Below are 11,663 nucleotides of genomic sequence, written 5' to 3'. Positions count from 1 at the left end.
CGGCCGCCGGATCAACCGGCGGTCGTCTCGTCCGCATTGGTCTGGGCGCCGGAGGCGCGGCTGACGTCGATCACGCGCACGTCGTGCTGCTCGAACCGGCGGGCGAGCGGGCCCGGAGGCGCCCTGTCGCAGATCATCGTGCCGACATCCTCGAACCCGCACACGCTGACCGGCGCCTGGTTGTGGAACTTCGAGGTGTCCGCGACGACCATGACCTTCGATGACTGGCGGATCATGGTGCGCGCCAGCTCGGCCTCTTCGAGGTGGAAATCCATGTAGCCGCCCTCATAGTGGATCGCACCGATCGACAGGATGGCCATCTTCGCACGGAAGTTGCGGATGAAGTTCACGCTCGCTTCGCCGAACACCGAATAGTCGTCGGGCCGGATTTCGCCGCCGGGCAGATGGACGCGGTTACCCTCGCCGCGGGCCAGGGTGCGGGCGATTTCGGTGCCGTTGGTGACGACGAACAGGTTGCGCCGGGCCAGCAGGGCGCGGGCGACGTAGGCGGTCGTGGTGCCGTTGTCGATCATGATCGCGTCGCCGTCCTCGACCTCGGCCACCGTCGCCTCGGCGATGGCGCGCTTGGCGGCGGCGTTCTGGGCCATGCGCTTCTGGAACTCGGCCTCGCCCCCGTGCTCGGCCAGGATCACGGCGCCGTGCACCCGTTCCAGCAGGCCGCGCGATTCGAGCACCTTCACGTCCCGCCGCACCGTCTCGTCCGAGACGGCGAGCTTTCGCGTGAGTTCTGCTATGCTGGTCGAGCCGGCGTGCCGGAGCGAGGCCATGATGGCGTTATAGCGGTCCGTTTTGTGCATCATGCGTTTGACTTGGGTCATCGGCGCCCCGTGGTGAGCTTGGGAAGTTGTGGATTTTAAGTTGACATCTGTGGCTTTGAACAGTCAACTTCCAGTGTTGTGTGGGATTGGTGAGGCCGAACCATAATCGGCGACCCCGTGGCGACCTGCGTGCAGGCGACACTCCGTCCGGGGCGAGCGACAGCGACGCGCGGGCCGTGCCCGTCCGCTGTGCCGGTCCCGAAAGAGAAAACACCATTCCGAGGGGGATGAAGTAGAAATGCCGAATTCAGACCGATTGAAGTGCACCCGTTCTCCGTTGGCGGCGAGCCTCGCGGTTCTGGCGCTCGCCATGCCGGCGGTGGCGCAGGATTATCCCGAAAGCGACCGTCCGATCCGCATGACGATCAACGATTGGACCGGGCAGGAGCTGACCACCCGGCTGATGGGCGGCGTTCTGGAGGAAATGGGCTACACCGTCGAGTACGTCCAGGCGGATTACCTCGCGCAGTTCACTGGTCTCGAAAGCGGCGATCTGACCGTCGGGATGGAGATCTGGGAGACCACCGGCAAGGACGCGCTGGAAGCGGCTGTCGAGACCGGCAACGTCGTCGCGCTGGGGGAAACCGGCATGGAGGCGATCGAGGAGTGGTGGTACCCGACCTACGTCAAGGAAGAGTGCCCGGGCCTTCCCGACTGGGAGGCGCTGAACGAATGCGCCGAGATGTTCGCCTCGCCGATGACCAGCCCGAACGGCCGCTACCTGGGCGGACCCGTCACCTGGGGCGGCTTCGACGAAGAGCGGGTCGAGGCGCTGGGTCTGGACTTTGACGTCGTCCACGCCGGCACCGACGCCGCGCTGATGGCCGAGGTCCGCTCGGCCATCCAGCGGGAAGAGCCGATCATCGCCTGGGTCTATGCCCCCCACTGGGCGCCGATCCAGTATGACGGCGAATGGGTCGAGTTCCCCGAGTACACCGACGCCTGCTACGAGGACCCGAGCTGGGGGCCGAACCCCGACATGACCCATGATTGCGGCAAGCCGCGCGGCTGGATCAAGCCCGCCGCGTGGGCCGGTGGCCGCGATGTCTGGCCCGCCGCCTATACCGCGATCGAGAACTTCACCATCGACAACGAGCAGATGGGCCGGCTGATCGGCCAGGTCGATGTCGACGGCATGCCGATCCAGGCCGCGGTCGACCAGTGGCTGCAGGAGAACGAGGACACCTGGCAGAGCTGGATCCCGCAGAACTGAGATCGCTCCGACCCAAGAGACGCCGCCCGCCGGTTCCGGCGGGCGGTGATCGTTCTGTTCAAAGACCACAGGCAGCCGATGAACGACGTATCCCAGCCCGCAGACGCCGCCGCCCCTGCACCGGCCTCCGACGACCCCGTGCGAGAGACGAAACTCTCCTGCCGCGGGCTCTGGAAGGTCTTCGGTGCGGACGAGGCGCAGGCGAAAGACGTGATCCGTCAGAACGGCGGCGCCCCCGGCCGCGAGGCCCTGGAAGAGCAGGGGCTGACCGCCGCGGTGCGCGACGCCAACATAGAGGTCCAGACCGGCGAAATCTTCGTCATCATGGGGCTTTCGGGCTCGGGCAAATCCACGCTGATCCGCTGCCTGTCGCTTCTGCTTCAGCCCACGAGCGGCGAGCTGATTTTCGACGGACGCGATCTTCTCGGATGCACGGACGACGAGCTGATCGAGATCCGCCGCCACAAGATGGGCATGGTCTTTCAGCACTTCGCCCTGCTGCCGCACCTGACCGTGCTCGGGAACGTGGCCTTCCCGCTGGAAATCCAGGGTATTCCCCGCGCCGAGGCGGAAGAGCGCGCGGCGCGGATGATCGAGCTTGTCGGCCTTGACGGGCGCGAGCGGGACTATCCCTCGGGCCTGTCGGGCGGTCAGCAGCAGCGCGTCGGCATCGCCCGGTCGCTGGCGACCGAGCCCGAGCTGTGGCTTCTGGACGAACCGTTCTCGGCGCTCGACCCGCTGATCCGGCGCGAGATGCAGGACGAGTTCCTCAAGCTGCAGAAGATGCTCAACAAGACGATCGTCTTCATCACCCATGACTTCGACGAGGCGATCCGTCTCGCCGACCGCATCGCGATCATGCATTCGGGCGACATCGTCCAGGTCGGCACGCCGGAGGACCTCGTCGTGCGGCCCGTCGACGACTATGTCCGCGAGTTCACCTCGGATGTCAGCCGCGCCAAGGTCCTGTCCGCGCGCACGCTCATGCGGCCCGCCGACGAGGGCGCGACCTTCGCCGGGGACATTGCCCCCAATGCCCGCGTGATCGACTTCGCGGCGCAGGCCGTCGAGGCCGCGCAGCCGCTCGCCGTGCGCTCGCGCTCGGGCCAACTGCTCGGCCAGGTCGACAGGGAGGCGGTGATCCGCGTGCTGGCGGAGGCGCAATGAGCCTGACCGACTCCGATACCCGGACCCTCCCCACAGGCATCGCGCCGATCCGCATCGTCTGGGTCGCGACCCTCGCCGCCCTGGTGCTGCTGTGGATGCTGGCCCAGAACGTCGAGTGGATCGCGGACCCCGAGTCGGTCGTGACCATCCCGCTCGCCGGCTGGATCTCGGACGCGGTGAAGTGGCTGGCGAACGATTTGACGTTCGGTCTTTTCACCTTCAAGGACCTCACCCGCGCGCTGGCCTGGCTGCTGGAAATCCCGCTGACGGTGTTCATCACGCTCTTGTCCAGCGGGGCCGAGATCCCTCTCGGCGGCGAGTCGTCGCTGACGCTGCCGCCGATCCCGTGGTTCTCGATCCTGCTGGCGGTCACCTGGCTGTGCTGGGTCTGGGGCGGGCGCCGCCTGCTGCTTCTCGCGGCGGCGTCGCTGGTCTACCTCGTGGTGTTCGGCCAGTGGGAAAGCGCGATGGTCACGCTGTCCTCCATCCTGGTGGCCGTGCCGGTCGGCGTCGCCGGTGGCATGGCCCTCGGCATCTGGGCCTACCGCAGCGAACGCGTGTCGCGCGGCCTGACGCCGGTCCTGGACCTGATGCAGACGGTGCCGATCTTTGCCTACCTGGTGCCGGTCCTGGTGCTGTTCGGCTTCGGTCCCGTTTCGGCCATGATCGCCACCGTCATCTACGCGATGCCGCCGATGGTGCGGGTGACGATGATGGCGCTGCGCGGCGTCTCGCCCGAGCTGCTGGAGTTCGGCCGGATGGCAGGCTGCACCCGGCGCCAGATGCTGTGGCGCATCCTCCTGCCGAGCGCGCGGCCCAGCCTGATGATCGGCGTGAACCAGGTGATCATGCTGTCGCTGAACATGGTGATCATCGCCTCGATGATCGGGGCGGGGGGCCTGGGCTACGACGTGCTCGCCTCGCTGCGCCGGCTCGAGATCGGCGACGGTCTGCAGGCCGGGCTCGCCATCACCCTGCTCGCCATCCTGATCGACAGGATGAGCCAGGCCTACATCGCCTACCGCGAATCCCCGACCGCGACGCGGCGGGCGCAAGGGGTGAACAACTGGGCCATGATCGGCGGGCTGGTGCTGGTCAGCTATGTCGTCGGCTTCGTCTTCCCCAGCCTCAGTACCTATCCCGAGGCGCTCACGCTCGACACCAGCCCGTTCTGGGACGAGCTGGTCCGGCTGATCAACGTGCACCTCTACACCTATCTCGATGCGGTCAAGAACACGCTGCTGATCTACCTGCTGGTGCCGGTAAAGCGCTTCATGCTCGACGTGCCCTGGCTTGCGGTGACGCTGCTGCTGGGGGTCGTGGGCTGGCGGCTCGGCGGTCTGCGCATGGCGCTCGTCGTCGCCGCGATGGCGGCCTTCATCGCGCTGACCGGCAACTGGCAGAAGGCGATGGTGTCGGTCTATCTCTGCGGCATCTCGGTGATCATCGCCTCGCTCATCGGCATCGGCTGGGGCCTGATCGCGGCGCGCAGCGAGCGCGCCTACAAGATCGCCGTCACCTCGGTCGACACGCTGCAGACGCTGCCCAGCTTCGTCTACCTGATCCCGGTGGTGATGCTGTTCCAGGTCGGCGACTTCTCGGCGATGATCGCCATCGTGCTCTACGCGCTGGCGCCCGCCGTACGCTACACCGCGCACGGCCTGCGCCGTATCCCGTCCGAGACGCTCGAGGCGGGCCGAATGTCGGGCTGCCGCCCGCGCCAGATGCTCTGGCGGGTCCGCTTGCCGCTTGCGCTGCCCGAGATCGCCCTGGGTGTGAACCAGACGATCATGATGGCACTGTCGATGCTGGTGATCACTGCGCTCGTGGGCACCAGCGACCTGGGCCAGGAGGTCTATATCGCGCTGACCCGAAGCAGCGTCGGACACGGGATCGTCGCCGGCGTCTGCGTGGCGTTCATCGGCATGATCGCGGACCGGCTCATCACCGCGTGGGTGGCCCGGCGGAAGAAGCAATTCAGGATCAACTGAGGCAAACATGACATACGCGAACGAAGCGCTTCGGCGTGCCGGATCGCTTGAATTCTGGTCCGGCCCGGTCGACCCCCAGCCCGTCAGCGGCGGGATCACGAACACCAACTTCATGGTCCGCGACAGCGGTCGCCCCTTTTTCGTGCGGATCGGCGAGGACATCCCAACCCACGGCGTGATGCGGTTCAATGAACTGGCGGCTTCGCGCGCGGCGGCCGAACTCGGTATCTCGCCTCCGGTGGTCCATGCCGAGCCGGGCGTGCTGGTTCTCGACTTCATCGAAGGGCGCACGCTGGGCGAAGAGGACATCCGCGACCCCGCCATGCTGGAGCGCGTGGTGGGGCTGGTGCGCGAGTGTCATACCGGCATGGCCCGCAACGTCACCGCGCCGGCGCTGATGTTCTGGGTGTTTCATATCGTTCGCCACTACGCCCGGCTCCTGCAGGAGGCGGAGAGCCCGCATGCCGGGCGGTTGCCCGACCTGATGGCGCGGGCCGACAGGCTCGAGTCCGCAGTCGGTCCGGTCGAGCTGATCTTCGGGCACAACGACCTTCTGCCCGCGAACTTCATCGACGACGGGTCGCGTCTGTGGTTGATCGACTGGGATTACGCCGGGTTCAACTCGGCGCTCTTCGACCTTGGCGGGCTGTCCTCCAACAGCCAGCTCGAGGTGGACGAGGACGACGCGATGCTCGAGGCCTACTACGGTCGCACGCCGGACGACCGCACGCGCGAGGGCCTGCGCGCGATGAAGGCCGCGTCGCTCCTGCGCGAGACGATGTGGAGCATGGTCTCGGAGGTACACTCGCAGGTCGACTTCGACTTCGCCAGCTACACGGACGAGAACCTGCAGCGCTTCGAGGCCGCCTGGGCGCGCTGCAGCGTGTAGCGCCCGCTTCGCCTGTACGGCGTTGATAATACGATATTTTTCCACCTCCTGATCCGGGGCGGGCGCTGCCGTCTCCGGGCCGGGGTAAATACTTCTTGACAATAAGTCATACTATAGGACTAATTTTCCTCCAGCCTCAGGGCTGATTTTGGGAGGAACATCATGATTAAGACGCTTCTTGCGACCGCGGCAGCGGTCTCTTTTGGTGCGGCCGCAGCTTCGGCGCAGACGGTCGGATTTTCACAGATCGGATCGGAATCGGGATGGCGCGCGGCCGAGACGACGCTCACCCGGCAGCAGGCCGAAGAGCGCGGCATCGACCTGAAATTCTCTGACGCGCAGCAGCGCCAGGAGAACCAAATCTCGGCCATGCGCTCGTTCATCGCGCAGGGAGTCGACGCCATTCTCCTCGCCCCCGTCGTCGCGACCGGCTGGGACAGCGTGCTGGAAGAGGCCCAGGAGGCCGAGATTCCCGTCGTCCTTCTGGACCGGCAGGTCGACAGCTCCGAGGACCTTTACCTGACCGCCGTGGGCTCGGACCTCGTGCATGAGGGCGAGGTCGCGGGGCAGTGGCTGGTCGACAATGTCGGCGATGAAGAGTGCCGCGTGGTCGAGCTGCAGGGCACGACCGGCTCGTCGCCTGCCATCAAGCGCAAGCAGGGCTTCGAGAACGCCATCGAGGGCAGCGACAACATCGAGATCGTGCGCAGCCAGACCGGCGATTTCACCCGGACCGGCGGCAAGGAGGTGATGGAAAGCTTCCTGCAGGCCGAGGATGGCGGCGGCAACATCTGCGCGCTGTTCGCCCATAACGACGACATGGCCATCGGCGCGATCCAGGCGATGAAAGAAGCCGGCGTGAATCCGGGCGAGGACGTCAAGGTCGTCTCGATCGACGGCGTGCCGGACATCTTCCGCGCCATGGCCGACGGCGACGCCAATGCCACGGTCGAACTGACGCCGAACATGGCCGGCCCCGCCTTCGACGCGCTGAACGCCTACTGGGAAGACGGAACCACGCCGCCGAAGTTCATCCAGACGGAATCCCGGCTCTATACCCAAGAGGACGATCCCGAGGCCGAGTACGAGGCCCGGAAAGACCTCGGGTACTGATCCCGCGCTGTTTCACTCACCACCGGGGCGGTTCGCCGCCCCGGTCCTGCGATGCGGCGTCCGGCCGCGCGCAACCGGCGCGTGTTCGCGCCGAGGCGAGGACGGGTTCCCATGCTGCTGACCATCCGGTCTCTGACCAAGACGTTTCCGGGCACGCGCGCGCTCGACTCCGTCGATTTCGACCTGCGCGCGGGAGAGGTGCACGCGCTCCTCGGCGAGAACGGCGCGGGCAAGTCGACGCTCATCAAGTGCCTCACCGGCGCCTATCAGCGGGACGAGGGTGAGCTGACGCTCGACGGTGCCCCGATCTCGCCGCAGAGCACGCTCGAGGCGCAGGAACTGGGCATCGGCACGGTCTACCAGGAGGTGAACCTGCTGCCGAACCTGACCGTCGCCGAGAACCTGACTTTCGGCCGCCAGCCCACGCGCTTCGGGATGGTCGATGGCCGCGCCATGCGCCGGCAGGCCGAAGAGATGCTGTCGGGCTACGGCGTCGATGTGGATGTGCGCCGCGACCTCGGGACATATTCGGTGGCGATCCAGCAGATCGTTGCCATCGCCCGCGCCGTGACCCTGTCGGGCAAGGTGCTGATCCTCGACGAACCGACGGCCAGCCTCGACTCCCGCGAGGTGGCGATGCTGTTCGACGTGGTGCGCAGCCTGCGCGAGCAGGGGCTCGGGATCATCTTCATCTCGCACTTCCTCGACCAGGTGTTCGAGATCTCGGACCGTGTCACCGTGCTTCGCAACGGCTGCCGCGTGGCGACCGACGACATCGCGGGCCTCGAACGGCTGCGGTTGATCGAGCACATGCTGGGGCACGAGCTGGAGGACGAGACGCGCGAGGGTCGGCACGCCCACGTCCCGTCCGACCCGTCCGAGCGCACGCTCCATTTCGAGGGCGTCGGTCGGCGCGGGCTGATAGAGCCCTTCGACCTGTCCGTCGGGCGCGGCGAGGTTATCGGGCTGGCCGGGCTGCTCGGCTCCGGGCGGACCGAGAGCGCCGAGGTGCTGTTCGGCATCAAGCCGACGCAGACCGGAACCGCGCGGGACGAAAACGGCGAGATCGCGTTGCGCAACCCGCGCGAGGCGGTCGCGGCGGGCTTCGGCTTTGCGCCCGAGGACCGGAAGACCGACGGGATCGTCGCCGATCTTTCCGTTCGCGAGAACATCGCGCTGGCGCTGCAGGCGCGGCGCGGCTGGGCGCGGCCGATCTCTCGAGCCGAGCAGAACCGTTTGGCCGACCATTACATCGACCGGCTCGATATTCGCACCTCCGACGCCGAGAAGGCGGTGGGCGATCTGTCGGGTGGTAACCAGCAGAAGGTGGTGCTGGCACGCTGGCTGGCGATGAACCCGCGGTTCTTCATTCTCGACGAACCGACACGCGGCATCGATGTCGGCGCCCATGCCGAGATCCTGCGCCTGATCGAAGAGGTGACGGCGGACGGCATGTCGATCCTGGTGATCTCGTCCGAGCTGGACGAGCTGGTGGCCGTCGCGGATCGCGTGATCGTGGTGCGCGACCGGCGCCACGTTGCGCAGCTGACCGGCGCCGAGGTCGAGACCGACACGATCGTCCGTGCCATCGCCGCCCCGGACGCCGACAGCGATGAGGAGGCCGCCTGATGCCGCGAGTGATCCAACGCGTCCTGCCGCAGCTTCTGACCCTGGCCGCCCTGATGGCGCTGGTGTCGGTGTTCTTTCCGGACTTTCTCGAGATCACCTATTCCGACGGGCGGCTCGTCGGCCCGGTGATCGACATTCTCAAGCGCGGCGCGCCCGTCGCGCTGCTGGCCATCGGCATGACTCTTGTCATCGCCACGCGGGGGATCGACCTGTCGGTCGGCGCGACGATGGCGATCTGCGGGGCCTGCTCGGCCTGGGCGATCTCGGCGGGCTACGGGCTGGCGGGGGCGCTTGGCTTCGCGATGCTCGCCGGGCTCGCGGCGGGGCTGTGGAACGGGGCGCTCGTTGCGGTCTTCGGCATCCAGCCCATCGTGGCCACGCTGATCCTGATGACCGCCGGTCGCGGCGTGGCGCAGCTCATCACCGAGGGACGCATCCTGACCTTCAACCACGAGGGGCTGGCCTTCTTCGGGTCGGGCGACATCCTCGGCGTGCCGATGCCCACGTTGATCTGGGTGCTGCTGGGCGTGCTCGTCGCGCTGCTGGTCCGGCGCACGGCGCTCGGGCTGCTGATCGAGGCGATCGGCATCAACCGCCGCGCCAGCACGCTCGCGGGGATCAACAGCCGGGTGCTGCTGATCGCGGTCTACATGGCGTCGGGCTTTTGCGCGGCCTGGGCCGGGATCGTGGCGACGGCCGACATCCGCGGTGCCGACGCGAACAATTCCGGGCTCTGGCTCGAGCTCGACGCGATCCTCGCGGTGGTGATCGGGGGCAACTCGCTGCTGGGCGGGCGGTTCTCGATCGCGGCGTCGCTGCTGGGGGCGATGATCATCCAGACCATCGACACCGGCATCCTGCTGGCGGGCTTCCCGTCGGAATTCAACCTCGTGATCAAGGCGGCCCTGGTGCTGGTGATCCTGGTCCTGCAGTCGCCGAACCTCGCGCCACGTTTCGCGCGGATCGCGCGACGGCGACGCGGGACACCGGCGGCCGGCAAGCTCACCACTCGGGAGGCCGGAGAATGACCTCGCGCACGCTGCCCCTGTTCGCAACGATCGCGATCTTCCTGATCGCCTACCTCGTCTGCTACCTGCAGTTTCCCGCCATGCTGTCGACGCGGGTGATCGGCAACCTGCTGACCGACAACGCCTATCTCGGGATCGTGGCCGTCGGCATGACCGTCGTGATCCTGTCCGGCGGGATCGACCTGTCGGTCGGCTCGGTCATCGCCTTCTCGGGCGTGTTCATCGCGGTGATGCTGCGTGACACCGGGCTGCATCCGCTGGTCGTCTTCGCGCTGCTCCTGGCGGTGACCACGGCGTTCGGCGCCTTCATGGGTGGGCTGATCCACGTCCTCGCCATGCCGCCCTTCATCGTGACGCTCGCCGGGATGTTCCTGGCCCGCGGTGCCGGCTACATGCTGAGCGTCGAATCCGTGCCGATCCAGCACCCGTTCTACGAGGTGCTGAAGGACGCCTATTACCTGATGCCGGGCAAGGGACGGCTGACGCTTCTCGGCGTGGCGATGCTGCTGTCGGTCGCGGGCGGCATGATCCTGGCGCACAGGACTCGGTTCGGCACGCGGGTCTTCGCAATGGGCGGCGGTGCCCAGACGGCGCAGCTGATGGGCGTGCCGGTGGGCCTGACGACGGTGCAGATCTATGCCTTCTCGGGGTTCATGGCCGGGCTTTCGGGTGTCGCGTTTTCGATCTATACGGCGTCGGGCTATCCGTTGGCGATGGTCGGAACCGAGCTCAACGCGATCGCCGCGGTGGTGATCGGCGGGACGATCCTGACCGGCGGGGCGGGGTACGTGTTCGGAACGCTGATCGGGGTGCTGACCATGGGACTGATCCAGACCTACATCGTGTTCGACGGCTCTCTCTCGAGCTGGTGGACCAAGATCGTGATCGGGGCTCTGCTGCTGATGTTCATCCTGCTTCAGAAGGGGCTGCTGCGCCTTGGCACAGCGCGGGCGGCGGCATGACCGACCTGTTGCGCAAGTCCTTCCGGGGCGACACGTCGCGCAATTCGCACACGATGGTCGTCGACGGGCTGGGACGCCGGATCGTGCGTGGCGACTTTCCCGAGAACAGCCTGCTGCCGCGGGACGAGGAGCTGGCAGAGATGTTCGGCGTGTCGCGCACGGTCCTGCGCGAGGCGATGAAGACGCTGGCGGCGAAGGGCATGGTCGAACCGCGCAGCCGAGTCGGCACCCGCGTGCTCGACCGTCACAGGTGGAGCCTGATCGACCAGCAGGTCCTGACCTGGCACCTCGACGAGCGGGCCGACGCCGCCTTTCTCGGAGAACTGTTCGAGATGCGCCTGTCGTTCGAGCCCTACGCGGCCCGGCTGGCCGCCGAGCGCGCGGAGCCCGTGAAGATCGAAAAGATGTATGCCTGCTGCGACACGATGGCGGAATCGCCGAGCGGCCAGGATTTCTCGATTGCCGATCTCGACCTGCACCGTGCCATCCAGGAGGCGGCGGGCAACGCCTTCCTCAACTCGGTGGGCACGCTGATCGAAGCGGCGCTGCTGACCTCGTTCCGCCTGAGTTCGCCCTTGGCCAGCGCCGCGGGTCAGAGAGAATCCGCCGCCCAGCACCGCGCGCTTGTCGATGCGATCGCCGCAGGCGACCGTGACGGCGCCGAACGCGCCATGCGCGAGGTGATCGAAGAGGGCTGGCGAAAGGTGCGGGTGCTTCTCAGCCAGGCGAAGTAGCCCTGCATTTGCAGGGGCTACCGCGCGTCGCTCCGGGCGTGTGATCACGGGAGCGTTATTCACCGTCAGAAAAAATCCGGGAACGGTTCGGGGTCTCG

At 67.1% G+C, this 11,663-nt stretch carries 10 protein-coding genes; 9 read left to right on the top strand and 1 reads right to left on the bottom strand.

The window, feature by feature from the left end:
* Positions 1–11 precede the first annotated feature (11 nt).
* Entirely contained in the window at positions 12–839 is an 828-nt protein-coding gene (locus BMZ25_RS17640) for a DeoR/GlpR family DNA-binding transcription regulator (RefSeq protein ID WP_218142567.1), read from the bottom strand.
* Positions 840–1,077: 238 nt separating this feature from the next.
* Between BMZ25_RS17640 and BMZ25_RS17635 the strand changes: the two genes are divergently transcribed.
* The 9 genes from BMZ25_RS17635 to BMZ25_RS17595 all read left to right on the top strand — a co-directional run bounded on the left by BMZ25_RS17635 (position 1,078) and on the right by BMZ25_RS17595 (position 11,565).
* Positions 1,078–2,052: an ABC transporter substrate-binding protein gene (locus BMZ25_RS17635; protein WP_092695969.1), complete on the top strand. Its 975-nt coding sequence runs from the start codon at positions 1,078–1,080 to the stop codon at positions 2,050–2,052.
* 78 nt (positions 2,053–2,130) lie between these two features.
* Entirely contained in the window at positions 2,131–3,219 is a 1,089-nt protein-coding gene (locus tag BMZ25_RS17630) for a quaternary amine ABC transporter ATP-binding protein (RefSeq protein ID WP_092696014.1), read from the top strand.
* Positions 3,216–5,210: an ABC transporter permease gene (locus tag BMZ25_RS17625; RefSeq protein WP_092695968.1), complete on the top strand. Its 1,995-nt coding sequence runs from the start codon at positions 3,216–3,218 to the stop codon at positions 5,208–5,210. The genes BMZ25_RS17630 and BMZ25_RS17625 overlap by 4 nt, the downstream gene beginning before the upstream one ends.
* Positions 5,211–5,217: 7 nt before the next feature.
* On the top strand, positions 5,218–6,099 hold the full coding sequence (locus tag BMZ25_RS17620; protein ID WP_092695967.1) for a choline/ethanolamine kinase family protein: 882 nt from the start codon (positions 5,218–5,220) through the stop codon (positions 6,097–6,099).
* 162 nt (positions 6,100–6,261) lie between these two features.
* A complete protein-coding gene (ytfQ, locus tag BMZ25_RS17615) occupies positions 6,262–7,212 on the top strand; it encodes a galactofuranose ABC transporter, galactofuranose-binding protein YtfQ (protein WP_092695966.1) in 951 nt (316 codons plus the stop codon).
* A gap of 111 nt (positions 7,213–7,323) precedes the next feature.
* The gene (locus BMZ25_RS17610; protein WP_092695965.1) at positions 7,324–8,841 is read left to right on the top strand and encodes a sugar ABC transporter ATP-binding protein; all 1,518 of its coding nucleotides are present in this window, start codon (positions 7,324–7,326) and stop codon (positions 8,839–8,841) included.
* Positions 8,841–9,869, top strand: a complete 1,029-nt coding sequence (locus BMZ25_RS17605) for an ABC transporter permease (protein WP_092695964.1) — start codon at positions 8,841–8,843, stop codon at positions 9,867–9,869. The genes BMZ25_RS17610 and BMZ25_RS17605 overlap by 1 nt, the downstream gene beginning before the upstream one ends.
* A complete protein-coding gene (yjfF, locus tag BMZ25_RS17600) occupies positions 9,866–10,831 on the top strand; it encodes a galactofuranose ABC transporter, permease protein YjfF (protein ID WP_092695963.1) in 966 nt (321 codons plus the stop codon). The genes BMZ25_RS17605 and yjfF overlap by 4 nt, the downstream gene beginning before the upstream one ends.
* Positions 10,828–11,565 (top strand): FadR/GntR family transcriptional regulator, encoded by a 738-nt coding sequence (locus BMZ25_RS17595; protein WP_092695962.1) that lies wholly within the window; start codon positions 10,828–10,830, stop codon positions 11,563–11,565. The genes yjfF and BMZ25_RS17595 overlap by 4 nt, the downstream gene beginning before the upstream one ends.
* Positions 11,566–11,663 lie beyond the last annotated feature (98 nt).

This window comes from Tranquillimonas rosea (genome assembly GCF_900111315.1).
GTDB classification, from domain to species: Bacteria; Pseudomonadota; Alphaproteobacteria; order Rhodobacterales; family Rhodobacteraceae; genus Tranquillimonas; species Tranquillimonas rosea.
Note: the sequence above shows the minus strand (reverse complement) of the source record. Positions and strands in the feature narration are given on the sequence as shown.